Origin of the sequence: Microbulbifer sp. 2205BS26-8, assembly GCF_030731025.1 — a bacterium.
GTDB lineage: Bacteria > Pseudomonadota > Gammaproteobacteria > Pseudomonadales > Cellvibrionaceae > Microbulbifer > Microbulbifer spongiae.
Window position 1 is genome coordinate 47,531 of the sequence record NZ_JAVAMR010000008.1, and the last position, 24,994, is coordinate 72,524.

17 protein-coding genes are annotated in these 24,994 nt (G+C 56.8%); 9 read left to right on the top strand and 8 right to left on the bottom strand.

All coding sequences use genetic code 11. The annotated features are described in order from the left end of the window. Window positions 1-77 precede the first annotated feature (77 nt). On the bottom strand, window positions 78-1,787 hold the full coding sequence (gene pilB, locus Q5Y71_RS04520) for a type IV-A pilus assembly ATPase PilB (protein WP_306040437.1): 1,710 nt from the start codon (window positions 1,785-1,787) through the stop codon (window positions 78-80). 377 nt (window positions 1,788-2,164) lie between these two features. On the opposite strand from pilB, the gene Q5Y71_RS04525 reads away from it, so the two are divergent. Both Q5Y71_RS04525 and Q5Y71_RS04530 read left to right on the top strand, forming a co-directional pair. After that, window positions 2,165-2,596, top strand: a complete 432-nt coding sequence (locus tag Q5Y71_RS04525) for a pilin (protein ID WP_306040438.1) — start codon at window positions 2,165-2,167, stop codon at window positions 2,594-2,596. 81 nt (window positions 2,597-2,677) lie between these two features. Then, window positions 2,678-4,693 carry a sulfatase-like hydrolase/transferase gene (locus tag Q5Y71_RS04530; RefSeq protein ID WP_306040440.1) on the top strand — a complete coding sequence of 672 codons (2,016 nt, stop codon included), beginning with the start codon at window positions 2,678-2,680 and terminating at the stop codon, window positions 4,691-4,693. Window positions 4,694-4,901: 208 nt separating this feature from the next. Here the strand turns inward: Q5Y71_RS04530 and Q5Y71_RS04535 are convergent, their stop codons facing one another. Both Q5Y71_RS04535 and imuA read right to left on the bottom strand, forming a co-directional pair. Then, window positions 4,902-6,269, bottom strand: coding sequence for a DNA polymerase Y family protein (locus Q5Y71_RS04535; RefSeq protein WP_306040442.1), 1,368 nt, complete (start codon window positions 6,267-6,269; stop codon window positions 4,902-4,904). A 24-nt stretch (window positions 6,270-6,293) separates the two neighbouring features. Further along, complete coding sequence (gene imuA / locus Q5Y71_RS04540; RefSeq protein ID WP_306040444.1) at window positions 6,294-6,971, bottom strand: translesion DNA synthesis-associated protein ImuA; 678 nt, start codon at window positions 6,969-6,971, stop codon at window positions 6,294-6,296. A 199-nt stretch (window positions 6,972-7,170) separates the two neighbouring features. On the opposite strand from imuA, the gene dcd reads away from it, so the two are divergent. Then, complete coding sequence (gene dcd / locus Q5Y71_RS04545) at window positions 7,171-7,740, top strand: dCTP deaminase (RefSeq protein WP_306040446.1); 570 nt, start codon at window positions 7,171-7,173, stop codon at window positions 7,738-7,740. A 90-nt stretch (window positions 7,741-7,830) separates the two neighbouring features. On the opposite strand, the gene Q5Y71_RS04550 is transcribed toward dcd, so the two are convergent. The 3 genes from Q5Y71_RS04550 to Q5Y71_RS04560 form a co-directional block, all read right to left on the bottom strand. Further along, a complete protein-coding gene (locus Q5Y71_RS04550; RefSeq protein WP_306040447.1) occupies window positions 7,831-8,100 on the bottom strand; it encodes a glycine zipper domain-containing protein in 270 nt (89 codons plus the stop codon). Between the two features lie 513 nt (window positions 8,101-8,613). After that, a complete protein-coding gene (locus Q5Y71_RS04555; RefSeq protein WP_306040449.1) occupies window positions 8,614-10,266 on the bottom strand; it encodes an amidohydrolase in 1,653 nt (550 codons plus the stop codon). 206 nt (window positions 10,267-10,472) lie between these two features. Continuing rightward, window positions 10,473-12,641: a TonB-dependent hemoglobin/transferrin/lactoferrin family receptor gene (locus tag Q5Y71_RS04560; RefSeq protein ID WP_306040451.1), complete on the bottom strand. Its 2,169-nt coding sequence runs from the start codon at window positions 12,639-12,641 to the stop codon at window positions 10,473-10,475. 396 nt (window positions 12,642-13,037) lie between these two features. Here Q5Y71_RS04560 and Q5Y71_RS04565 point away from each other — a divergent pair, with 396 nt between their 5' ends. The 5 genes from Q5Y71_RS04565 to Q5Y71_RS04585 all read left to right on the top strand — a co-directional run bounded on the left by Q5Y71_RS04565 (window position 13,038) and on the right by Q5Y71_RS04585 (window position 19,899). After that, a complete protein-coding gene (locus tag Q5Y71_RS04565) occupies window positions 13,038-13,568 on the top strand; it encodes a MotA/TolQ/ExbB proton channel family protein (RefSeq protein ID WP_306040452.1) in 531 nt (176 codons plus the stop codon). Continuing rightward, window positions 13,568-13,915: a DUF2149 domain-containing protein gene (locus tag Q5Y71_RS04570; RefSeq protein WP_306040454.1), complete on the top strand. Its 348-nt coding sequence runs from the start codon at window positions 13,568-13,570 to the stop codon at window positions 13,913-13,915. Before Q5Y71_RS04565 ends, Q5Y71_RS04570 begins: the two co-directional genes overlap by 1 nt. Before the next feature lie 2 nt (window positions 13,916-13,917). Continuing rightward, entirely contained in the window at window positions 13,918-17,871 is a 3,954-nt protein-coding gene (cobN, locus tag Q5Y71_RS04575) for a cobaltochelatase subunit CobN (RefSeq protein ID WP_306040456.1), read from the top strand. A gap of 336 nt (window positions 17,872-18,207) precedes the next feature. Then, complete coding sequence (locus Q5Y71_RS04580) at window positions 18,208-18,891, top strand: hypothetical protein (RefSeq protein ID WP_306040458.1); 684 nt, start codon at window positions 18,208-18,210, stop codon at window positions 18,889-18,891. Between the two features lie 237 nt (window positions 18,892-19,128). Beyond that, a complete protein-coding gene (locus tag Q5Y71_RS04585; protein ID WP_306040459.1) occupies window positions 19,129-19,899 on the top strand; it encodes a reprolysin-like metallopeptidase in 771 nt (256 codons plus the stop codon). Window positions 19,900-20,086: 187 nt separating this feature from the next. Here Q5Y71_RS04585 and Q5Y71_RS04590 read toward each other — a convergent pair whose 3' ends face one another. Then, the gene (locus Q5Y71_RS04590; RefSeq protein WP_306040460.1) at window positions 20,087-20,461 is read right to left on the bottom strand and encodes a DUF4870 domain-containing protein; all 375 of its coding nucleotides are present in this window, start codon (window positions 20,459-20,461) and stop codon (window positions 20,087-20,089) included. Window positions 20,462-20,620: 159 nt separating this feature from the next. Then, entirely contained in the window at window positions 20,621-21,112 is a 492-nt protein-coding gene (locus Q5Y71_RS04595) for an Lrp/AsnC family transcriptional regulator (protein ID WP_306040462.1), read from the bottom strand. Between the two features lie 355 nt (window positions 21,113-21,467). Here Q5Y71_RS04595 and Q5Y71_RS04600 point away from each other — a divergent pair, with 355 nt between their 5' ends. Then, window positions 21,468-24,980 (top strand): indolepyruvate ferredoxin oxidoreductase family protein, encoded by a 3,513-nt coding sequence (locus Q5Y71_RS04600; protein ID WP_306040464.1) that lies wholly within the window; start codon window positions 21,468-21,470, stop codon window positions 24,978-24,980. The last annotated feature ends 14 nt before the right edge of the window (window positions 24,981-24,994 follow it).

A 24,994-nucleotide genomic window follows, 5' to 3' on the forward strand; every position in this document is an offset into this window, starting at 1 on the left:
GGCCAGGTGATCCTGTGGATACACTGTGGCCTATCCAGCACCCCTCTTTGCGGCAGAAGATGCAATTGAGGCTAGGGTTAATCCCCGGTCACCCGATTGGCCTCCTCCAGGCTGGTAATGCCCATAACCACTTTGCGCAAAGCCGAGGTCCTCAGGTTGTTGAAGCCCTCCTCGCGGGCCTGGTCGGCAATCTGAATCGAGTTGCCGCCCTCCATTATAATTCTGGAGATGCCATCGGTAATGCGAACCACTTCATACACCCCCACGCGGCCCTTGTAGCCTTTGGAACAGTGCTCGCAACCCACCGGCTGGAACAGCGTCCAGGTGTTTTTGGGGAGGGTCACTGCGGCAAAGCCCTCTGCCTCCAGTACCTCATGTGGCAGTGTGACGGGTTTTTTGCACTCATTGCACAGCCGCCGCGCCAATCGTTGGGCGATAATCACACTCACCGAAGTGGCGATATTAAAGGTGGGCACGCCCATATTCATCAGGCGCGTGAGGGTTTCCGGGGCCGAGTTGGTGTGCAGGGTGGACAACACCAGGTGCCCGGTCTGTGCGGCCTTGATGGCAATCTCGGCGGTTTCCAGATCGCGGATCTCCCCCACCATCACGATATCCGGGTCCTGGCGCAGGAAGGAGCGCAGGGCCTCGGCAAAGTCCAGTCCCACCTTGGCGGAGACATTCACCTGGTTGACCCCTTCCAGGTTGATTTCCACCGGGTCTTCCGCGGTGGAGATATTGCGTTCCGGGGTGTTGAGAATATTGAGCCCGGTGTAGAGGGACACGGTTTTGCCGGAACCGGTGGGGCCGGTCACCAGGATCATGCCCTGGGGCTGGGCCAGGGCGTCCATATACAGTTGTTTTTGCTCCTCTTCATAGCCCAGCGCATCGATACCCAGTTGGGCGGAAGAGGGGTCCAGAATCCGCAGCACGATCTTTTCTCCCCACAGGGTGGGCAGGCTGTTGACACGAAAATCGATGGCCTTGGATTTTGACAGCTTCATCTTGATACGCCCATCCTGGGGCACGCGCCGTTCGGAGATATCCATTTTTGACATTACCTTCAAGCGTGCGGAAAGGCGGGGTGCCAACTGGATGGGGGGTTTGGCCACTTCGTGCAGTACGCCATCGGTGCGGAAGCGGACCCGGTAGGTTTTTTCGTAGGGTTCGAAGTGAATATCCGAGGCGCCGCTGCGTATCGCATCCAGGAGTACCTTGTTCACAAAGCGTACAACAGGGGCCTCGTCACCGCCGGGTTCTTCGTCATCCCGCGCCGGCTCGTCGCTGCCTACCTCCAGGGCGTCCAGCGCTTCGTCGTCCATGCCCTCCAGGCCCGCACCCATATCGCTGTTATGGGACAGGTAACTCTCGATGGCTTTCGCCAGCTTGTCCGCCTCCACCAGCACCGCGTCGGTACTGAGGCCGGTATTGAAATTGATTTCATCCAGCCCCGCCAGGTTGGTGGGGTCTGCCACGGCCACAAACAGGCGGTTGCCGCGCTGGTACAGGGGCAGCGCAAAGTGTTTGGCGATCAGTTTTTCATCGACGACTTCCCTGGGGATCAGCCCAAAGTTGTAGCTGCCAAGCTCAAACAGGGGCGCGCCAAAGGCCTGGGCGGCAATTCTGGCAAGCTCGCGGGCCTTCACCAGTTTCGCCTCCACCGCATGCTGGGCAAAAGTCTGGTTTTCCCGCCGCGCCGCCTGGGTGGCGGCAGTGGCCGTGGTTGCGTCGATAACCTGGTCGGCCACCAGGCGTTTGGCCAGGCCGCTGAGGGGGGGAGCTGTCATGGAATACACCGCTGCAAAAGTTACTCAACCCTTGATAAAGAGGAGCGCCACTTTACCCCATTACTTCTGAGCGAGGGGCCAAAGGTCAAGGCCAAATATAGCGAAAGAACCCCTATCAGCCAAACCAAACTGTATTGGCCGTTAGGTAAAATATAAAATCAATTCGTTAAATATTGACAAATTTTGTCACTGATGGATGATTCTGGTCAGCTCTTGCTTGACGGGAAACGGTCGTAGACAGGATAAGTGATACAGGTCCCATTTACGCTAAAGGCCCGAGAGTTTCGCTTGCTGAAATTGGCACAATCCTTGTATCTTGTTTTGTGATTTCCTCACGGGATTCACCTTAATGACAAGCTTGTATGGAGACGGTTACAATGAAAAAGCAACAGGGTTTTACTTTAATTGAATTGATGATTGTGGTGGCAATTATTGGTATTTTGGCAGCGGTGGCATTACCTGCTTATCAGGATTACACCAAGCGCTCTCATGTTTCCGAGGGCCTTGCGCTCGCTTCCGGAGCTAAGGCCGCTGTTCAGGAATATTATTCTTCACAGGGAGCCTGGCCCGCTACCAACTCTGCTGCGGGGTTAGATTCGGCAGCCAAAATAAAAGGGAATGCAGCCACTTCGTTAACAGTTGGCGCTAATGGTGTGATTAGCGTTACCTTTAACTCTAAGGTTGCTGGTACTAGTGCGAATACTCTACAGTTGGTTCCCACCGACGAGGGAGGTTCAATTGCCTGGGCTTGTAGTGGTAGTGGTACTACTATTAACGACAAGTACTTACCTGCGCGCTGTCGTGGTTAATGGGAGCCTGATTTAAACTGGTTTCAATTGGGTTAAGTGGGCGCCATTGTGCGCCCATTTTATTTTGTAGCGCTGTATCGTATGTCTGATTTAAAGAAGGCTGTTTTATTGTCTTTCAGTTTGGTTTTCTCCTGCTGGATTTCCTTTGTGTGCTTTCAGCTTTTTAATGGAGGAAATATTGGGGTAGAAACCTCCTCGGAAACCCTGGATAGGGTCTGGGAATATTTCACAGTTTTTCAATTCAGTAAAGATATAGCTTGTTTTGTCTTTGTGCAGTTTGGCCTATGCCTGGTTTGGGGATCTATAATTCTGTTTTCTGGTTGGGGATTAAAATTTTGCATTCCTGCTCTTGGGTGGGGGGTGGCTTTATTCATCATGTTAGCGCTTTCCGCTGGCATTATCTTATCGCTTAATAGTATCTTATATCCCCTTTCTATATTTACCTTCCCGATAGCAAGCTTGCCCGTTTTAAATATAATTCTGTTTTTTTCTATAATTACACTCCTGGTGCTATTCCTCTTTGGGATTCGTATAGTATTTGGGGTTCGAGTTTTTTTGGGCATTCCGGTCGTATTGGTCGCCTTTTTCGCTGTTGAAATGTATGGCCAATTTGATGTTTCTGGGAATGCACAAATAGAGAAAGATTCAAAGCCAAATGTATTCATAATTGGTGTGGACGCAATGCGTCCTGATAAACTCGGTTACTTTGGTGCCGAGTATAAATTAACCCCTAATATTGACTCCCTGTTAGAGCAGGGCGAGGTTTTTAGTCGGGCCTATACCCCGGTTGCACGAACTCAAGTGGCTTGGTCTGGAGTTTTGACTGGTAAGTACCCGCTGAATAATGGGGTTAGGTTTAATCTCATGGAGAATGAATATATCCAAAAGGAAAGTTTTATAACGTTTGATTTGACTAAGTCTGGTTATAGGACAATTTGGGCTTTAGATGAACGAAGGTTTAACAATATTGATGAGTCTTATAGCTTTGATAAAGCTCTCGGGCCAAAAGTAGGGGCTGCTGACTTTGTTATTACCTATCTATCTGATAACCCGTTGGTGAATCTTCTTGGGGGCTCTTTTCTTGGGGATTATATTTTTCCATATATCTATAATAATCGGGGAAATTTTATAACATACGTTCCCTATAACTTTAATGATGAGATTGTAAGCGCTGTGGGTGAGGGAGGCGGGGCTGTATTTGTTGCTGCCCACTTTTGTTTGCCACATTACCCATTCTTAAACAATTTGATGCCTGATCTTGAGAGAGATTATCCAGGAATCCGCGAGAAAGCTGAGTTTGGTTATTTATCTATGCTTAGATTGGTGGATAAACAAGTCGGGGATTTAATTGAAAAACTCTCTAAGGCGGGGGCATTAGATAATGCACTTGTTTACTTGATTTCTGACCATGGGGAAAGTTTTCATGTGGCTGAAGACGGACTTATTCAAGGAAATCCAGCGGCAGTTTTCACTACAAACATCGGGGGGCATGGTACAAGTGTCTTGCTGAAATCTCAGAGTCAGGTTGTTTTGGCTAAAATTCGATTTAATAAGGGGGTTCCGAAGTCGCCAATTTTAAGGGTAAATGAAAGATTGTCTTCATTAGTGGATATTGCACCGGATATATTTTATGAATTGAATCTTGATTGGGATGATGGCCGCTTTGATGGTTTGCCCCTTTCTGAGAGTATTAAGGACAGAGTAATTTATTTGGAAAGTTCGTATTCTATAAATGCTATCAGCGGAAGTAGGGTTGATGCCGTTGCGGCGTTGAATGATGCCATTGATGGCTATCGAGTTGGCAAAGATGGCCGACTGTATTATAGTAAATCCACTTACCCAGAAACCTTAAAAGCTAAGCAAAGAGCTGCTATCCACAACGATTCACTGGTTGCGATCTTTCCTGACGAAAAGAATTATTTCTTTTATGTGGACCTGAAGGAAAATAAATGGTGGCCAGGAAGTGTGGATACTCCTTTCGATATTGGAGGAAAAAACTGGCGTTTGCCACTTTTGAAACTATGTGAATTTTATAGGAATGACCCTTATTTTGATAATCAAGCTATTTGTAACAGATTAACCGGTAAAAATCACTGATAAGCCGGTTTGAAAAATTCGTTTTTGAGATTGGTTAGGTTTTTTATTGGTTGGTTGAAAAGGTTGATTTAAATGCTTGGTAGTGTTTGAGAGCAAAGTAATGATACATAAACCTAGCTATTGCCTAAATCATGAAAAAATAGGTTATTATCCTCCGTTGTCGTCGTGATGCTGGAGAACATTGCTATTTAGTCTTGAAAACACAAAATCAAGAAAAAATCCCCTGTAAAAACCACACCCTGGAAGTCAGATCCTGAAAGACCCAGTAGAGCCCGCCGTTTTCGCCTTTCGCCATATAGTAATTCCGCCCGTGATGGCCGTGTTGCCACCAGTTACCATCGATCCGCTCCGGGCCCTGCAGCAGGTGCAACTCTCCACGGTAAAACAGCTTGTGGCCGCGGTGCACTAATGGGCTGGGGCGGGGCAGCAGCCAGTTGGGGCGGGGGGGATGACAAGGCGGAGGTGGGGGGCGCTTTTGCGCGCAACTGCCAGGCAGGGGCGGTATCCCGGCGCGCTGCCAGGCCCGCTCGGGCAGGCCGCCGTCCTTCAAGGCAATCGTGGACAGGGCCTGGTGACCCAGGCGGGCTTTGAGTTTGTCCAGCAGTGCCTGGCCGCCTTTATCAAGCAGTGCTTCTGTTTCCCGTGCCAGGGGCTCTGGCTGGCTGCACACCAGGCGCAGTGTGCGCACCGGGTGGGCAGGCGCTGCTTTTGTCAGTTGCAGCCTGGTTAATGTCAACAGGCGCTGGGGTGCCAGCGGAGCGCGGGGAGAGCACAGGTGGCGCTGCAGTGACTCGCACACTGCCCTGAGCAGGCGGCTGGCAGGAAACGGCAATTGCTCGCGGTTTTCTAGCGGTGTGCGAAGATACAGCACACTATGGCACCGGGCAGGGGGGTGATCGCCGTAGGCCGAATAATGCCGGCTGCCGTTTAGACGGGTGAGATGCTCCACAAAGGAGCGGCCAAAGCGGGAATTCAGCTCGGACAGGGGCATGGTGCGTAACTGACGCACCCGCCGGATACCGCAGGCATAGAGTTGGGTAATGGTGCGATGGTCGCAGTCGAGGAGTTTACTCGGGGCACTATCGATCCACTGTTGCCACTGTTGCGGGCTGGGCGCGCTATGGGTGTGTGCCAGCCACCGCCGGTGCGTTGGCAACTGGCTGAGCAGGCGCGCGGCACTGGGGTTGTGGCCGAGGCCCATGGACCCGTTGAGGTTCATCTGTTCCAGTGCCTGTTGCACTTGATCCAGCAGGGCCCTGAGCCCGCCGCGGGTTTTCAGGCAGCCACTCAAATCCAGCAGCAGGCAGGCCGGGCGGCAGCCCCACTGGGCCACTTGCGCCAACTGTTGCTGCTCCTGTGTCCGGTCCCGTTGCAGCAGTGGAAGACTACTAGTGCGCGCGCAGGCGGTGGCGCTACTGAGCCCCACGGCCACACCGCACTCTGCAGCGGGGCGGTTGCGGGCAACAATCCGCTGCTGTTCGACCACCGCCAGAGCCCCGCTCTGTTCCCCCTTTGTGGGGGTGGGATTGCGGGCTTCCAGGGGCAGTGTGGGCAATTGAATACAGAGCCAGAGCATGGCAGCGTCCGCGTTGTTGCCAGCTCAGTGCAGCGACTGTGCCGGGTGGGCGGCGCGGGCCAAATACAGGCGCTGGCCACTGGCAACACCGGGTTGTTGCAGCCGTTCCAGGACCAGCCGCTCGCCGTCGCTGTGCAGTTGCAGGCGCAGCCCGGCGGGGGAGGGGCTGAGCGATTCGGTGTGGGGGCGGAAATGAAAGTGCAGGCAGTTTCCACTGCGGGCGGCCAGTTGCAGGCGCTGCAGGTGTTTGACCGTGAAGGTGTGGTGGCCCTGCCAACTGACCAGGGCCGCGCAACTGCCGGAGCAGAGGGATTGCTCGATCGCCCAGCGGGTGTCTTGCGGCCCGCGGGGGTGCACCAGCCACAGCTTGTCCAGCGCAATGCCGCTGCGGGCAAGGGCGGGGGCAAAGGGGGTCCAGGGCGGGTTGACCAGCAGTACCTGTCCACCGCGCCGGGTCAGCCGGGCGAGGGTGGGCAGCAGCAGGGAGAATTCACCAATCCCGGCTTCCCCCGGCAGCAGTTCGGTGCTGGCACCGAGGGGCCAGCCGCACTGCGGGAGCAGGGCATCCAGGCTGGCGTAGCCGGTCGGGACAGCGGTGCGTTCGCACACTTTAGTTGTCAGTGGGCTATCCCCGTCCATGGCCCGGTATGCCGGCTGGCTGTCCAGGTTGCAGCCCTGCTGTAGAGTGATTGTGCTGTCCAAGTTTCCCTCCTCAATCCCGGCCCCCGCCCCAATGCAGGAGATGGGTTGTGTTTTTATACAGTAGTACTGTGAATTTATACAGTAATTGTCGATTGACCGCAAGTGCCGGCAGGGTGGATCGCCACTTTTTTGCCCAGAGCAAACCCGCTATGATTCCGTCCCTTTACCGATTGCGGATGCTTCTATCTAAGGGGGTACAGTGAGTATCAAGTCCGACAAGTGGATTCGCCGGATGGCCGAGCAGTACGGCATGATCGCGCCTTTTGAGCGGGGCCAGGTGCGCCAGGGAAAGGCGGGTGAGCGGCTGATCTCCTACGGCACCTCCAGTTACGGCTACGATGTGCGCTGCGCGGGGGAGTTCAAGATCTTTACCAATGTGCACTCCGCCACGGTGGACCCGAAGACCTTTGACGAAAACAGTTTTGTGGATGTGGAGGGGGATTACTGCGTGATCCCGCCAAACTCTTTCGCACTGGCACGCACGGTAGAATATTTCCGTATCCCGCGCTCGGTGCTCACCATCTGCCTGGGCAAGTCCACCTACGCCCGCTGCGGTATCATTGTCAATGTAACCCCGCTGGAACCGGAGTGGGAGGGGCATGTCACCCTGGAATTTTCCAACACTACCAACCTGCCGGCCAAGATCTACGCCAACGAGGGTGTGGCGCAGATGCTGTTCTTCGAGTCCGACGAAGTGTGTGACGTTTCCTACGCAGACCGCGGTGGCAAGTACCAGGGCCAGCGCGGCGTTACCCTGCCGCGCACCTGAGGCCCCGCTCTACCGGGTTCAGGGTCCGCGATGTGGTCGCCTGCCCAGCGGGGCCCGGCGCACCAGGTGCCGGACCCCGGCCGTTTCAACCTAATAGCGATAGTAACGGCCGCGATAGCGGTAGTAATCCCTGCGCTTTCTCTCTCGGTCGTAGAGGTAGCCGGCGCCGGCGCCGATCACAGCACCTGCAGCGGTACCTCCGGGGCGCCCGCCGCTGATCAGCGCGCCCGTTACGGCACCGATGCCGACCCCAGTCCCGATACGGCGGTCCGTATCGCTCATATTGGCACAGCCCTGGCCCCCGAGGCCCGCAGCCAATACCGCGGCCAGGCTGAGATGTTTGATAACTTTGCGTCGCATAGACACCTCTGGCATAAGTTGATTGAGGGTTATGGAGTCGGCGGATAGGGCCGAACAACGTCGCAGCCAGTGTAGGGTGGGGCCATTGCAGCAACAAATTGTGCTCAATCCAGGGCCTGTTGGAGTACAAAATACGAGTCGGGCAGAAGAGGATTCACGGCCGCCCGATACCAGCGGGTTGATGAAATTGGGAATAGGGATGTGGCGAGATTATTATTCCACTGCCGAGGCGTGCTTTGCGGAGCAAAGCCCAATAAAAAGCGGGCCGTAATGGAGACTGGACTAACCCGGAAATAGGCCCACAGCGGGTGACCACTGGTCTGAATGATTTCAGCGAGGTGACAGCGGGAGTAGAGCCAGTCAGCTTAAAGAGGGAGCGGTCGAAATGAATTCGGCCGCAAATTATTTTTTACCGGATGATTTGACCCCCGCACTGAATTTCCCCGTCCCATTTTCTGCGCTGCTGCCTTACGGCGGGTCTGTGCCCACCGTACCGTAATGCAGGCCGCGCACTCAGTGGTCCCTGGTGTACACCTTTTCCCCTTCCACCCAGGTTTCCAGCACCTGCGCGCGCCAGATTGCCTGTGGGTCTATGGCAAAAATATCCCGATCCAGGAGGATAAAGTCGGCAAATTTCCCCGGCGTGAGGTTGCCGATCACCATTTCCTGGTGGCTCGCATAGGCGGCGTCCAGGGTGAAAGCGCGCAGGGCCTGTTCGAGGCTCATGGCCTCCGCCGCGCGCCAGCCCCGCTCGGGTGCGCCCTGGCGGTCGCGGCGGGTGACCGCGGCGTGCAGGCCGAAGAGCGGATTGGCCGGCTCCACCGGAAAGTCCGAACCGGCGGCAATGGGGGTGCCCTGCTTCAGCAGGGTCTGCCAGGCATAGGCGCCGGTCAGGCGCGCCTCGCCGAGGCGCGCGCCGGCCATATTTTTATCGCTGGTGGCGTGGGTGGGCTGCATGGAGGCGATCAGGTTGAGGCGCTGGAAACGGGGGATATCCTTCACCTGGAGGACCTGGGCATGCTCTACGCGGTGGCGGTGGTCTTTCTGGCTGCTGGCCTTGTGCAGGGTTTCCAGGTGGTTCAGCACGATATGGTTGGCGCGGTCGCCAATGGCGTGCACATTGATCTGAAACTGGTTATCGCTGGCAAGTTTTAGCAGCGACAGCATCTCTGCTTCCGGGTAGAGCAGCAGCCCTTTCTCTTGCGGGCGGTCGTGGTAGGGTTCCAGCAGCGCGGCACCGCGGCTGCCGAGGGCGCCATCGGCGGACAGTTTGATACTGCGCATATAGAGCCGCTCGGAGGGACTGCCGATATGCCCGGCACGCAGAAGTTTGGCGTAGTTTTGGCTGTTAACCGAGAGCATGGGGTACATCCGCAGGGGGATCGCGTTTTCCCGCGCGAGTTCCCGGTAGGCCTGCAGGGTCTGCTCGTTAATGCCGGCATCGTGCACGCTGGTCAGTCCCACAGCCAGCGCCTGCGCAAATGCATCCTGCAGGGATTTTTTATCCTGGGCCAGGGTGGGTTTGGGGATCACCCGCTGCAACAGGCCCATGGCATTGTCGATCAGTATACCGGTGGGTTCGCCGCTGGCATCGCGCAGGATTTCCCCGCCCTCCGGAGCCGCGGTGTGCCGGTCGATACCGGCGAGGCGCAGGGCTTTGGAGTTGGCCCAGCCCGCATGGCCGTCCACGCGTCGCAGCCAGATGGGATGGTCGATGTCCAGGGTATCCAGTTGTGTGCGGGTGGGAAATTGTTTGCCGGGCCAGGTGACCTGGTTCCAGCCGCGCCCGAGCAGCCACTCGCCGGGTGCCAGCTGTTTGGCATACTGCTTGATGGATACCCGTGCGCTGTCGAGCGATTGGTCGCGCAAATCCAGCATCCGGTTCAACTGACCGAGCCCCAGCATATGCCCGTGGGCGTCGATGAGCCCGGGCAACAGGGTTTTGCCCCCCGCATCGATTTTCTGTGCCTGGGGATACTGCCGGTTGAGCTGCTGAAAATCACCGCTTGCCAGTACCTTGCCGCGGTCAAAGGCCAGGGCGTTGAAGCGGACCAGGGCCCTGTCCGTTGTCTGGTACCCGGAAACGTTGTGTATCAGCGTGGTGGCCTGGGCACCCATGGAAGCGGCGGCCACCAGTGCGGCTGCCAGTGTGCGGAGAATCTGCATGGTGATTTGCCTTTCTGTTGGTCTTTTTGTGCGTATTGTATCTGTTTCACGGGCTGTGTGCCGCCTCTGCCCTCGGCACAGGGGCGCGCGGGTTTTTCCGGGCTCGCCGGCTCCCACAGGAGGGCTTTGGAAACTTGCTGACCAATAAATAAAAAAGGCCGCATGGGGGCGGCCAAAAGAGACTGAATAAAACGTGGGAGGGGTAATTAAAAAGTGTATCGGAGCGATGCGGAGAAGGTGCGCCCCGGCGCGGCATTGACCGACAGATCGCTGACCGCGTCGCGGCCCGCCACATTCAGGTAGGGCACATAGTATTTGTCGAACAGGTTGTTGACCGCCAGATTCACAGACAATTGATCCAACAGCTGGTAGCCCATCACCCAGTCCACGGTGCCAAAGCCGGCGGTTTCCGTCTCGTTGTCGTTGACCAGGTGCATGCGGTTTGCCCAGCGCAGCAGCAACTGGCTGGAGAGCCTGGTGCCGCTGTAGCTGGCCCCGACCACCCCGGAAAGCGGGCTGATACTGGTGAGATAATCGCCGGTAGCGTCGTCTTTGCCGTGCTGGTAGCTGGCGTTGGCAAACAACTCAATGGCCGCAGACAGGGACCAGCTGGCAGCGAGTTCCACCCCCTTGATGGTGACTGACTCGATGTTCTGGTACTGGTACTGTTCCAGGTCGTGGGAGAAATTGCCTGCGTCGTCGAATATCCGCGCACTGTTGATCAGGGCGGCCTGCAGAAAATCGTCGTACTTTGTGTAGAAAGCAGCGCTGCTGAAGGTCAGGGAGCCCCAGTGCCCGCGCAGGCCCAGTTCGAAGGTATCGCTGGTTTCGGGCGCCAGATCATCGGCGGGCAGTATCTGGTAAATGTAGTCCGAGAAGCGCTGCTCATGCTCGATATAGGCCAGATCGTAAGCCGGCACCCTGAAGCCCTGGCCGTACTGGGCAAAGGCGGACAGGTGCGTATTGATTCTGTACAGGGCGCCGAGGTTGAGAGAGAGGTTACTCTCCTCAATGGTGGTGTAGGGGGTGCCGTCCGATTTCAGGGCACCACCGGGATCCATGTCGTACCAGTCGTACCGGAGTCCCGGCGTGATCGTGAGCCGGTTGGCGGCAAGGGTTATCTCGTCGTTCAGGAACAGGCCGGCACGGCTTACCTCGTTTTGCGGGAATTTATCCGTGGTCAAATCCCGGGTGGTAGTCGTTTCCACTTCCCGGTACTGGTGAACGGTGCGGCGGCTCTCGGTGCGCTCCAGGTCCAGACCGTAGCCCAGGGTATGGGTGTCGTTGAGGGTGATGCTGGCATTGGACAGCAGGCCGAGGGTATCCTGGCGGTAGAGACCGGTTTCCCACATGTCGCGGATTTCGAATACGCCGAATTGGGGCGCATTGATATCCAGGCGTGCATACTGCTCGTCTTCCTGCTCTGACTCGTTGCGGTACAGGCTGATATTCAACTGGTCGTAGACGGCAGCGGGGGTTGCACTGTGATAGCGCAGCTGGTACGCGCGGGTTTCCCTGTTGGAAACGGTGTGTTCCTCAACGATGTTGTAGCCGAAACTGGCTAAGCCACGGAAGTTACTCAACAGACCATTGGCACGCCCACCCTCGGTTTCCTGCTGCCAGTGGTCGATACTGAAGCCGATAAAATCCTCGCCGCCCAGATTGTACCTGGCCTTGTACAGCAGACTTTCGGATTCAATCTGGAAGGGGATCCGGGTCTCATGGTAATTTTGCTGTTCCTCGCCGTCGCGGTAAGCCATCTGCAGCAGCTGTTCAAAATTGCCCGCGCGATGGGCCAGGGTGGGGGAGAGATGTGTCTGGTGGGTAATGCCGGTGTAACCGGTTTTCAGGGCGCCGCCGAACTGCGCCCCATCCTCCAGGTAGTCGCTGGCGTCCTTGGTGACAAAGACCACAATACCCGCCAGGGCATCGGAGCCATATAGGGAGGATGCGGCGCCCTTGGCCACTTCCACCTGTTTCAGGGTGTCCACCTCAATAAAGCCGCGGCCCACAATATCGTTCAGGCCATTTGCGCCATAGCCCTCATTGACCCGCATACCGTCCTTGATAATCAGCACGCGGTCTCCGCCCATACCGCGCACCAGGATATTCTGCGCACCGCCCACCACTCCGGTGACGTCGACGCCCGGCTCGTATTGAAACAGCTGGTTCATATCGTTGAGCTGCAGCTGTTCGATTTCATCATTGGTTACCACGGAAATACTGCCAGTAACGTCTTTCAGCGGCTTTTCCGCGCGGCCGCTGACAACAACCAGCTCCAGGTCATCGGCGGAGGGGGCGGGTGCAGTCTCTGCAAAGAGGTTGGAGGAGGAAGCCAAGCCCAGAAAGGCCGCTGCGAGTGGGCGAAGTTGCATGGTGTTGTCCTTGCGTTGTTTTTGCGCTTGCCAGCTGGCCAGGGTGGTGCGCCGGCACAGTGTCCACCGCGTTGGCCCGGTGTCAGCCCGGCCCCCAACAGGCCTTCCGTGACCTGTTGGGGGCCGCTCCCGAACTCTGCGCAACTGCGAGGAATCACTGGTGTTTCGGGGCCCGTGCCGGCGGCAAGCCGGCAGCGGCAGCTCTCTGTGCCGCAGCAAGCCCGCGACCTTTTTGGTTGCCGGGTTACCGGAAGCGGATTATAGGGAGGAGATAACAAATGTAAAGCTAAATGATAATCAATTTTAATTAGATTAAATTTGACCCTGCCGGATTGTTCAGGTACTTTTCGCGGCCTTTGCTACACAACGACAACAGCCGGGCTGGGGAGGCTTGCGGTGATTATTGCAACGATTGAAAACCTGATGGCGAATGTGGCCGATGTGCTGATGACCCCGGTGCTGCTCATGATCCTGGCTTTGTTTGTCTATGCCCTCTACGCCGCGGGGCGCTTTGTTGCCCTGTGGCTGCTGCGCCGCCGCAACGCCGCTGCCTATTGGTCGGCACTGAAACAGGGGCGGGCCGAGTGGCTGCCTGGGTATCAGGTACACAACTACTTTGTGCGTCACCCCACGGCCTGTGAGGACGAACTGGAGGTTTTTGCATTGAAGAAACTGGAGACGTTGCGTATGGCCACCCGCATTGCTCCCATGCTGGGATTGATTGCCACCATGATCCCCATGGGACCGGCGTTGCGTGCCCTGGCCGATGGCCATATCCAGGGCATCAGCGAAAACCTGATCATTGCCTTTGCCGCGGTGATCTGGGGGCTGGTGATTGCCACACTCACCTTCTGGCCCGCCTCGGTGAAAAAGCGCTGGTTTGCCGCTGAGCTGATCAATATCCGCAAGTTGAAGGAGTTGGCCTGATGCGCTTTCTGGATGAAGATGAAGAACTCAATCCGATTCTGAGCGCGGTCAACCTGATTGATGTCTTCCTGGTGATCATCGCTGCACTTTTGATTGCCATCGCGCAAAACCCTCTCAATGTTTTTTCCAGTGAAAAGGTCACGGTGATCAAGAATGCCGGCGAACCCAATATGGAAGTGATCGTAAAAGATGGCCGGGAGATTAGGCAGTACAAGTCCAGCGGTGAAATTGGTTCGGGCGAGGGCACTCGTGCGGGGGTTGCCTACCAGATGGCCGATGGCAGCCTGGTGTATGTACCGGAAGAAAAGGAAGCGCCTTCACTCAACAAAGCTACAGGGGGTAAATAGCCATGCTGAAGAACTATAGTCTGCGCCTGGCAGGTATGGCTCTGATCGCTCTTTGTGCTTTGACGGTAGAGGCCGGGGATACACCCAGTGTATTGCTGATGATGTCCAGTCACACTGCCAAAGCCAAGGGAGACCTGTTAACTGATCTGGCCGCGGACCAGCCGTTTACCCTGGAGATTTTTAACAGCAAGGGGAAGAGTGAAGAACAAATAGCGCAGGCCTGGGCCTCCTCAAGCCTGGTGATGCTCGATGGTATCAATCCGGCGCTGTCGCAGTTTATGTTTGGAAAATTCCAGCCAATGCTGGCTCAATATCCCAAAGTGCCGGTGATTTCTCTCGGGGATGCGGATAACGAATCCATGAATCAGGGACTGTCTACCAGGCAGCACAAGGCCATCGCTGCATACTTCAACAATGCCGGGCGCCAGAACTACCGGCACTTGTTGCAGTTTCTCTCCGCTGAGGTCTTCGGTCTCTCCGAGCTTGCTGTGGCGGACCCCATCACAATGCCGAAAGTGGGGTTCTATCATCCACGCCTGCCGCAGCTGGTGACCGATAATGAAGAGAATTTCTTTAAGTGGTTGCAGGCCTCCGGTGAGCAACTGGTCATTGCCCTGGCTATTCATCGCTCGGTGGTGGATTACGAACAGCAGCAGGTAGTCGATGCCCTTCTGAGTGGCCTGGAGGGAAAAGGGGCAAGAGCCTTTGGGTTTTTCTTTGAGGGTGAGGACTTGCCACTTGCTTACCCGGACCTGTTGCAGGATGAAGCGGGGCAAACCCGTATCGACCTGATGATCAACTATCGCTCCCTGCATTATGTGAGTAAGCGCCGCGCAGAGTTCGAGAAACTGGGGGTGCCGGTTATTCACGCTTTGAATTACACAGAGGGTAGCGAAGCGGATTACCTCGCCGATAACAGCGGGGTGTCTCCGTCCTTAACGCCTTTCTTTCTGGTGATGCCCGAGGATACCGGCAGTATTGACCCGGTCATCATCGCCGCCAGCGAAGGTGGCAATAAGGTGGTGATGGCAGACCCACTCAATGCGTTGGTGGAGCGCGCCTGGAGCCAGGCCTCACTGGGATACAAACCGAATGCGCAGAAAAAAGTCGCCACCTTTATCTGGAATTATCCCCCGGGGGAGAAGAATATTGGTGCGGCCTTTCTCGATGTACCCTCTTCCATTGAATCAATTGCCAGGGCTATGGCGGAGCGCGGCTATCAAATAGACCAGCGGGATTCCAATACCCTGATCGACTGGGCCGGCCAGTTGCTGCGCCCATATTATCGCCGCGAAGACAGTGCCGCGCTGATTGACAAGGGCCTGGCAGACTGGATGCCACTTTCCACCTATGTCGACTGGTTCAATACCCTGCCATCCGCGGTGCGCGATCCCATTGTGACGCGCTGGGGCAAGCCGGAAGACAGTGCCATGCTGGCAGAGCACAAGGGTGAGCGGGCGTTTGTGATTCCGCGCATGACGCTGGGCAACCTGATTGTCCTGCCCCAGGGCGTGCGGGCGGGGAATGCCAAGGATCATTCATCCCTGTATCACGATATGAAAACCCCGGTGAACCACGCCTACCTGGCGGTTTATCTCTATGCGCGCGAGACGTTCGGGGCCGATGCCTATATCCACCTGGGTACCCACGGGTCCCAGGAGTGGCTCACCGGCAAGGAGCGCGGGTTGTCCGTCTACGATGCACCCAATCTGGCCCTGGGCAATATCCCGGTGTTCTATCCCTATATTATCGACAATGTGGGCGAGGCCATGCAGGCCAAACGCCGCGGCCGCGCCACCATGATCAGCCACCTGACACCGGGTTTTGCCAAAGCGGGTCTCTATGCAGAAGTGGCAGAGCTTTCCGAGCTGATTGGCAACTACCTGATTTTGGAGGAAGGGCAGACCCGGCTGAATACCCGGGAGCGTATTGTCGCCCTGGCGGAAAAGCTGAATATGCTCAAGGACCTGGAAATCAGCGCTGAAACTTTGCGGGCGGATTTCGACAGCCAGCTCAGCCGCCTGCAGGATCACCTGGGCCAGTTGGCAGAAATGAGCCAGCCCCTCGGCATCCACCGTTTTGGCCAGTTGCCCAAGCCTGAGCACCTTACCAGCACCATGCTGCAAATGCTGGGTGAGGATTTCATTGCAGCTGCCGGGCAATACGAAGTGGAGCAGCAGTTGAGCCTGCCGCAGGAGCAGGTGCTTGATGCACGCAATGTCATAGCGCTGCAAGCCCAGCCGGGCTACCAGCTACTGGATGCCTATCTGGCCGGGCGCAAGCTGCCTGAATTGTCCGAAGAGCTGCAAAACCATCTGCAACAGGGCCGGGCGTATGCGGACAATTTCGCCCATATCGCCGAGCTGCCAAACCTGATGTCTGCACTCGACGGCAAGTATATTCCGGTGAGCCATGGGGGGGACCCCATACGCAATCCGCAGGCCATACCCACAGGGCGCAACCTGATCGGGTTCAACCCGGCCAAGGTGCCTTCCAGGGAAGCTTACGCAGCCGGTGTGCAGCTGATGGAGCAGACCATTGCCGATTATCGCGAAAAGCACGGCCGATTCCCGGACAAGCTGGCCTTTTCCCTCTGGTCCCTGGAAACCATGCGCCACCAGGGGGCACTGGAAGCGCAGATACTGCATGCACTGGGTCTCAAGCCCAAGTGGAACCAGCAGGGCAATGTTACCGGGACCGAGGTGATTCCCTACTCAGAGCTGAAGCGCCCGCGAATCGATGTCGTGATCTCTGCGACGGGTCTGTACCGGGATGCTTTCCCCAATGTGATGCTGTGGCTGGCAGAGGCGATCGATAAAGTGGCACAGATGAAGGAGGAAAATAACTTTGTCTACCGCCACAGCCAGGCCTTGCAGCAACAGTTACTGGAGGAGGGCAGTTCCGAGGAAGACGCCCGCTATCTTTCCTCAGTGCGGATCTTCTCCAATGAGAGTGGCAATTACGGTACTGGACTGAATGGCGCCAGCCTGGCTTCCGACAGCTGGGAGACGGATGACAAGCTGGCAGACCTGTATCTGCGCCGTATGGGTTTTGTCTACGGCAGGGATGAATCCCGATGGGGTGAGGACCAGCGCAATATCGCGCTATATGGCAAGGTATTGTCCGGCACCGATGGGGTGATTTTCTCGCGCTCCACCAATCTCTACGCGATGATGACCAATGACGATCCCTTTCAGTACTTCGGGGGTATGGGGCTTGCGGTGCGCAATCTGGACGGACAAACACCGGAGATGTACGTTGCCAACCTGCGCCGCAGGGATTCGGTGAAAACCCAGACACTGGCGGCGTTTATCAATCAGGAAATGCGCAGCCGTTACTTCCACCCCCGCTGGATTGAAGCTATGCAGGCGTCCGGCTACGCCGGTGCCACGGCCATTCTTGATCGTGTGAATAATATGTGGGGCTGGGAGGTGATGACCCCGGAAACCATCCGCGATGACCAGTGGCAGGAGATGTTTGAAGTCTATGTGGATGACAAATACCAGATGGAGATGCGCACGTTTTTTGAAACGCACAATGCCGAAGCCCTGGCGCAGATGCTGGAACGGATGCTGGAGGCGGTGCGCAAGGGCTACTGGCCTGCGGATGCGCAAACCCTGAAAAAAATGCTGGAGACCTATACGGAGCTGGCGAATCGGCATGATGTTGCGACGGACAATGAAACGTTCACCGAGTATGTCAATACCCAGGCGCTCGGCTTTGGCCTGACTCCCCTGTTGAACGGGCAGGCACCCGACCCTGTCTCTGCCAGTACGGCTGCAACTTCAGAGGTCAGCGGCCAGAAGCTGGAGCAGGTTGAAAAACCCAGTTCCCAGAACAACACCCACGCGCTGGTATGGTTGTTGCTTCTGGGCATAGTGTTCATTGGTTTTGGCAGTAGTTTTTTTGAATCTCTTATGCACTCCCGCTATCGCCGCACGGCCTCGGCGCTGTGAGTGCATTACCCGATTTCCCATCCAGTCCACTGCCGGCTTAAAACAGCACAAAAAGAGCCGCCGGCAGTGTGCGGGCGGTTTTCCCAAAGACTATTGCGCTCCTCCTACCCTGTGCCGCAGCCCACAAAACCACAGGGAAATTCACCGGTTTTTCAGCTTTATGAAGCTTCTGTGAAGCATTCCCTAAATTTTTTTTGCGTGAAAATTACCATTAAGCGTCTCAGTTAAGTATCTGCTGCTGCGGTGGGTTCAGTCTTGACACGGCAGTGTTTTTGGTGCAGGCCACTGGCTGGTTCTTTAAGCAGTATTTTGCGTTATTTTTACGAGAAAAAGATTGTGAGAAAAATAATTCCTCTCGTTGCCCTCCTCCTGGCTGGGGGTTACTTCTTCTGGGTGAAAAGTCAATCCGATACCCACGGGCCCACTGCGCAGCAACGCGCGCCCGTGGCCCCTTTGGATAAGACATTACCTGAAAACAATTCTGCAGAAAAAACGACACCAACTTCCGTTAGTGACGAACCTGTAGAAAGTGTCGAAGATGTCGAAAAGAATTTATGGACAGAATCGGAGCTGGCACGGCAAGTGCTGCAGGAATCCGGCCGCTTACCGGTTGATCTGAATGGGGAAACCTACCTGGAAATTGATGTGGCAACCTTGAGGAACCTGGCGATCGGGGATTACCTGGATATCACTTTGCCGGGGGTGGGAGGCAGCTATGACGCCCAGGTGGGGGATATTGAGGAACATGCCAGTGGCAATAAAAGCCTGCAAATGAACTTTCCCGGTTTGACCCGCCTGCATGGGGCTACCTTTACCCTCGGGAAGGATACCGTGTACGCACAACTGAATTTGCCTTCGGGTTCTTACACGCTGGAAGCCCAGGGTGGCTATGCGTGGATCGCCCCCAACGGTGCACTGATTCAAAATCACGTAGAGAAACATGATCAGGATTTGTCATCGGAAGCGCCCCGTGAGAAATCGTTTGGGGAGCAGGACTTACCTCTGAATGATTTTGACTAGGGCAAGAATTGGTCCGGGGTGATTGGCTTCGGATTGATCATCGGGCAAGGGAGGGATCGGTGTAAATCCTGCGGATACCGGAAGTTTATCTTCACAGGCGATTAAACGGGATGGATGCGCGTTTTATCGAGTCAGGGTATGAAAAAGTGTATCGCACATATACTGCCCCACAACCGGCAGTGCCCTGTCGGTTGTGGGGATTAGGGTATGCACAAGTAATAATAATGGGAGTTTATAATGGATTTCAAAAAAAGCCTGGCAGTGGCCATTGCGGCCTTGACTGTTTCCAGTGTCGCAACGGCAGACACGGTTGACATTGCTATTATGTACACTGCGCCTGCGGCGCAGCATACCGGTGATATCTCTGCAAAAATCGACAACTATATCAGTTATGCGAATAACTCTTACCGAAGAAATGGTGTGGATATCCAGCTTCGTCTGGTGGATTCCTGGCGTGCCACCAGCTCGGATTTGCGGGTGAATGAAGACACCCTGGACTTGGTTACCTTCCACAGAACCGTCAATAACTGGCGCGCATCGGAAAATGCCGACATGGTGGTTATGCTGGGCAAGGCGGAGAAGCAGGTGATTGGCGGCAGCACCTATATTACCTGTGGTATCGCCTGGGTTGGTCAGGGTGCGAACGGCAGAATGTATGCCAGTGCCCGCGATCGTGCCTACAGCGTTACCGGAGTCGACTGCGGTTACAACACTTTTGTGCATGAGCTTGGCCATAATATGGGGCTGACACATTCCACCAAGCAGGGGGATACCACAGGCGGAGTTTACTCCTACGGTCTGGGACACGGTGTTGACAACCGATTCTCCACGATCATGGCGTATCCCTGGCGGTACGGTGCCAATGTCACCCAGTATGACTGGTTCTCCGACCCGGACTGGAACGAGTGTGGCGGTCTGCCGTGCGGCGAGCGCAGAAATGGTATGGACATTTCCAACGCCTATCGGGCCCTTGGTCCGATCGTGGATGACATTGCATCCTACTATTAAGGCAACGGGCTGGGCCCGCTGGAAAGTTAGGGGAAAATAGGGCCGCAGGCCCTGCTGGCGGGCACCACTATTGATCCGGTTAACCAATAGGTTGTGGCATCGGCACAGGGAGGTGGCGTCACCGCACCGGCTGGGGAAGGCGTTGAAAACCAAGCAGCGATACAAGTCGCAAACCGGTCCTGAAATTTCAAGCCACCGGGTTACCGGAGTGAAAAAAGCCAATGCTGAGGGGATAGCGCCAAAATATCCCGTCGTTGGCTCTTACTGCGCCGATAAGGATAAACACAATATTGAGCAGGGCCAGTACCAGCAGTCCCAACAGGCCTATACCGATCAGTATTAAAATGGTGCAGGCAATAGAGTAGAGAAACAGGCTCAGCATCCAGTTGAAAATCACTTTTCCATGCCTGTCGACTTCTGAACAGTGATCCTTGGTCGTCGCCCACATAATAACAGGTAGTACAAATCCTGCGCCGGGGATAATGATCCAGGCCAATTGACTCAAATGCAGCAGCATTAAAAAGGTGTTTCTTTTTAAGCCCCAGGGTTTGTATTCTTCCATTACAGGTCACTCCCGATTTTTTTTGGCAAAAGGGTTTGCAGAGGGGCCCGCTGCCCGCCAGTTGCAGGCTCCCCTGGATGTTCACCTTTGTTATCGTTGTGCCACGGTGCGGCGTTATCCGCTTGCCGGATCAACATACAGGGCATACTTGGCTCTTTGTCACTGCCCCCGATTCTCCAGCAACTGCTCCAGCGGCAGTTCGGTGTGATAGCGCACCTGCTTCAAGGAGAAACTGCTCTTGATATGGTCGATGCCCGGCAATTCGGTGAGTTTTTGATCGAGGAACTCTTGGTAGGCCTGCAGGTTAGGTACCACAACACGCAGCAGGTAATCGAAATCGCCGGTCATCAGGTAGCACTCCATGACTTCCGGCCATTGGCTGATCACGGACTCGAAATCCTGCAGTTCCTTTTTCACCTGGTGATTCAGGGTGACCTGAATAAATACGCTCACCGGCAGGCCCACTTTCTCCGGTTCAAGCAGGGTGACAGCGCGTTTGATAAAGCCCTGCTCGTGCAGATTTTTTACCCGCCGCGAGCAGGGGGAGGGCGAAAGGCAAACCTTCTCTGCCAGTTCAATATTTGCAATGGTGGCGTCCCGTTGCAGAATTTCCAGGATCTTTTTATCGATGGCATCCAGTAAATAGGCCATGGTTTTTCCCCGTATGTCAAGGTTCTGAATCCCCACCGGCACCTTTCCCGCGCTTTTGTCGGGTTTTGGTGTCCTTGCCATCGGCGAGCTCGGGCCCTGCACTCCGGCAGCGCGCTGCGGTGAGGGCTCTTAAATGTTATATCCTTCAAAACCCGGCAATCTGGGTGATTTGTTGCCACCAGCGGGCACCCTTTAGCGATTTATGGCCGTATTATGCCTTAGCTGGGTTTATTTTGGTATGACCTGCCCGGTCGGGCGATGGTAATTTTAACCGCTATTTACACAGGCCTGAATCGGTGTTGCAGGCACCTGCCGGCGAGCGAGAAGAGCAAAAACGAATCAATAGGTGGTGCCCATGGCAATGGTTGAAGGCGATCAGGAGTTGGGCTTTGATACAGCGTATTCTCTCAAAGCCGCATTCACCCGTGAATCCGGCCGGGTCTTTTTAACGGGTATCGACGCCCTGGTTCGCCTGCCCCTGATGCAAAAACGGCTGGATGAACAGGCGGGCCTTAACACCGCCGGCTTTATCTCTGGCTATCGCGGATCGCCACTGGGCGGCTATGATCAGGCTCTGTGGCGCCACAAAAAGCTGCTTGCCGGGCGGGATATCCACTTTGAGCCGGGCATCAACGAAGATTTGGGGGCCACCAATATCTGGGGTACCCAACTGCTCGACCACTATCGCCAGCAGTCCACCCGCGACGGGGTCTTTGCGATCTGGTATGGCAAAGGCCACGGGGTGGACCGCAGCGCAGATGTGTTCCGCCAGGCCAATATTCAGGGCACCTCGAAGTGCGGTGGGGTCCTGGCCCTGTGCGGTGATGACCACACTGCGGAATCCTCCATGTTTTCCCACAATACCGACCAGATTTTTGAGTCGGTAATGATGCCGCTGCTGTTTCCGGCCACTATTGAAGAGTACCTGAGCCTCGGTCTCGCCGGTATCGCCCTGTCGCGCTTCTCCGGCCTGTGGGTGGGTTTTAAGACGATCACCGAGACGGTAGAGGCCGGGGCCTCCCTGGTTGTGCCCGGGTTGCCGCAGTTTGCGCTGCCCGCTGGCTTCCCCCTTCCGGCCCACGGCCTCAATTACGATCCCACCCTCAACTGGCCGGCGCAGCGCCTGGAATACGAACGCCGGCTGTTGGAAGAGCGACTGCCGGCGGCGCAGGCATTCGCCTATGCCAACCGCCTGGACAAGGTCACCTGTGAAGCCCAGCGCAAGCGCTTTGGCATTGTGACCGTGGGCAAGGCCCACGGCGATTTGCTCGAGGCCCTGCAGTTGCTCAACTTGGATGAATCCGACCTGCGCGAAGCCGGCATCTCCATTTACAAGGTGGTCATGTCCTGGCCACTGGAACCCAGGGGCATAGGCGCATTTGCCGAGGATATGGAGCGGCTGCTGGTGGTGGAGGAGAAGCGCCCGCTGGTGGAGGACCAATTGAAGGCGCAGTTGTACGGCTGGGACGACACCTGCCGCCCGAAGGTGGTGGGCAAGAGAGATCTGAATGGAGAGGACCTGTTGCCGGCAGCCTGGGGCTTGGGGCCAGACCAGGTAGCCAAGGCCATTGCGCGCTGGCTCGCGGATACCGAGCTGGCAGCGAAACTGATTCCACTGGCGCAAAAGCTCGGTGGCAATGTGCCGGAACAAGCCCCGGGCCTGTTGGTGCGGGAGCCGATATTCTGTGCCGGCTGCCCCCACAATACCTCCACCCGGCTGCCCGAGGGCAGCCTCGGCAGCGCCGGCATCGGCTGCCATATTATGGCGCTGGGCAAGGGCCTGCGCACTGACACCTACGCCCATATGGGCGGCGAGGGTGCTCAATGGGTGGGGCTGCACCGCTTCACCCGCACCGGGCATATTTTCCAGAATATGGGCGACGGCACCTACAATCACTCCGGCCTGTTGGCTATCCGCCAGGCAGTGGCCAGCGGCGTGAATATCACCTACAAGATCCTGCTCAACGATGCCGTGGCCATGACCGGTGGCCAGCCCGCCGATGGCGAAGTGAGCGCGCCCAGCCTGTCGGCGCAGTTGCTGGCCGAAGGGGTGGGCACAGTAGTGCTGCTCAGTGAGCACCCGGAGCACTGGCACAAGCACCGCAGCGAGCTGCCGGCGCAGGTGCAGATCCTGCCCCGCTCGGCACTGGATAGCGTGCAGCGCCGCCTGCGCGAGACCCCCGGTGTGACCGCAATTATCTACGAGCAGGTGTGCGCGGCGGAAAAACGCCGCCGCCGCAGGAAACAGCAGTTGGCCGACCCGGCGCAACGGCTTTTGATCAACCAGCGGGTGTGTGAGGGCTGCGGGGACTGCAGTGTGCAGTCCAGCTGCATCGCCGTGGAGCCCCTGGAAACCCCCTACGGGCGCAAGCGCCAGATCAACCAGTCCAGCTGTAACAAGGACCTGCGCTGTGCCGATGGTTTCTGCCCGAGCTTTGTCACTGTCGAGGGCGGTACATTGAAAAAACCACCGTTGGAGCGCCTGGCGGAATCCCTGGATGCGGCCATTGCCACCTTGCCCGCAGCGCCCGTCGCTGCACTGGACCGGCCCCTGGGTATTCTGGTTGCCGGTATCGGCGGCAGCGGTGTGCTCACTGTGGCGGCGCTTCTGGGCATGGCGGCGCATCTGGAAGACAAGGGCAGTACCACGCTCTATTTCACCGGTCTGTCGCAGAAAAACGGTGCTGTGGTGGCCCATGTAAAAGTGGCTGCGCGACCGCAGGATATTACCACTGCGCGTATCCGCGACGGTGCCGCAGAGCTGTTGCTGGGCTGTGATATGGTGACTGCCGCCGGGCAGCGCGCCAAGTTTGCGGCAGGCAAAATGCGCGCACTGGTGAATACCGCCGAAGTGCCGGTGGCGGCCTTTGTGCGCGATAACGACCTGACCTTCCCGGCGCAGGAAACCCGGCAGAGTATCGAGACCCTGTGTGCCCAGTACTACGCTTTCGATGCCAATCAAACCGCGCAGGCCCTGTTCGGCGATACCCTTTCCAGCAACCTGATGATCATGGGTTTCGCCTGCCAGCAGGGCCTGCTGCCCATCGGCGAGGCGGCTTTGGAGCGGGCCATCCAACTGAACGGTGTTGCGGTGGAAAACAACCTGCGCGCCTTTCGCGCAGGGCGCCTGCTGGCGGTGGACCCTAAGTTGGTCAAACACTTGGCGGTGCCGGCGCAACCGGTGCAACTGGCGGACCCCCAGGAGTCTGTGCAGCAACTGATAGCCCGCCTGGCAAAGGAACTAGGCGAGTACCAGAACGCCGCCTATGCCCGTCAGTTCACCCGGCGTATTGAGTGTCTTCGCCGGGCGGAGCAGGCCTTGCCGGGCGCTGGCACCACCCTCACGCGCACGGCTGCCAACAGTCTGTTCAAGGCCATGGCCTACAAGGATGAGTACGAGGTGGCGCGTCTCTACAGTGGCGAAGCGTTCGCTCGCCAGCTGCGCGAGACTTTTAGTGGCAACTTCACCCTCAGATTTCATATGGCGCCGCCGCTACTGGCGCGGGCCGATGCTAGTGGCCGCGTGCGCAAAATGCAGTTTGGCCCCTGGATGGGCAGGTTGATGCTGCTGCTTGCGCGGGGCAAGGTGCTGCGCGGGACTTTTCTGGATATGTTCGGCTACACCCGCGAGCGCCGCGCCGAGCGCGCCTGGTCGTGCCAGGTGGCGCAGGCGGTGGAGAGAGTGGCAGCCCGGCTCTGCCCCGACACGGTGGCCGCAGCGCAGGAACTGCTGGAGATCCCGCTGCAGGTGCGGGGATATGGTCACGTGCGCGAACAGCACTTTGCCCGGGTGAAGGCGCGCTGGGCTCACCTGCTTGAGCGATTCGCCGGTGAGGACAACGGTCGGGTTTCGGCAGTGTCGCTCTGACCCGGCACGTGCTG

What these genes read in the sequence shown, in the direction of transcription:
- pilB (WP_306040437.1), bottom strand. Translation starts at nt 1,787, where the DNA reads ATGACAGCTCCCCCCCTCAGCGGCCTGGCCAAACGCCTGGTGGCCGAC.
- Q5Y71_RS04525 (WP_306040438.1), top strand. Translation starts at nt 2,165, where the DNA reads ATGAAAAAGCAACAGGGTTTTACTTTAATTGAATTGATGATTGTGGTG.
- Q5Y71_RS04530 (WP_306040440.1), top strand. Translation starts at nt 2,678, where the DNA reads ATGTCTGATTTAAAGAAGGCTGTTTTATTGTCTTTCAGTTTGGTTTTC.
- Q5Y71_RS04535 (WP_306040442.1), bottom strand. Translation starts at nt 6,269, where the DNA reads ATGCTCTGGCTCTGTATTCAATTGCCCACACTGCCCCTGGAAGCCCGC.
- Q5Y71_RS04550 (WP_306040447.1), bottom strand. Translation starts at nt 8,100, where the DNA reads ATGCGACGCAAAGTTATCAAACATCTCAGCCTGGCCGCGGTATTGGCT.
- Q5Y71_RS04555 (WP_306040449.1), bottom strand. Translation starts at nt 10,266, where the DNA reads ATGCAGATTCTCCGCACACTGGCAGCCGCACTGGTGGCCGCCGCTTCC.
- Q5Y71_RS04560 (WP_306040451.1), bottom strand. Translation starts at nt 12,641, where the DNA reads ATGCAACTTCGCCCACTCGCAGCGGCCTTTCTGGGCTTGGCTTCCTCC.
- Q5Y71_RS04570 (WP_306040454.1), top strand. Translation starts at nt 13,568, where the DNA reads ATGCGCTTTCTGGATGAAGATGAAGAACTCAATCCGATTCTGAGCGCG.
- cobN (WP_306040456.1), top strand. Translation starts at nt 13,918, where the DNA reads ATGCTGAAGAACTATAGTCTGCGCCTGGCAGGTATGGCTCTGATCGCT.
- Q5Y71_RS04585 (WP_306040459.1), top strand. Translation starts at nt 19,129, where the DNA reads ATGGATTTCAAAAAAAGCCTGGCAGTGGCCATTGCGGCCTTGACTGTT.
- Q5Y71_RS04590 (WP_306040460.1), bottom strand. Translation starts at nt 20,461, where the DNA reads ATGGAAGAATACAAACCCTGGGGCTTAAAAAGAAACACCTTTTTAATG.
- Q5Y71_RS04595 (WP_306040462.1), bottom strand. Translation starts at nt 21,112, where the DNA reads ATGGCCTATTTACTGGATGCCATCGATAAAAAGATCCTGGAAATTCTG.
- Q5Y71_RS04600 (WP_306040464.1), top strand. Translation starts at nt 21,468, where the DNA reads ATGGCAATGGTTGAAGGCGATCAGGAGTTGGGCTTTGATACAGCGTAT.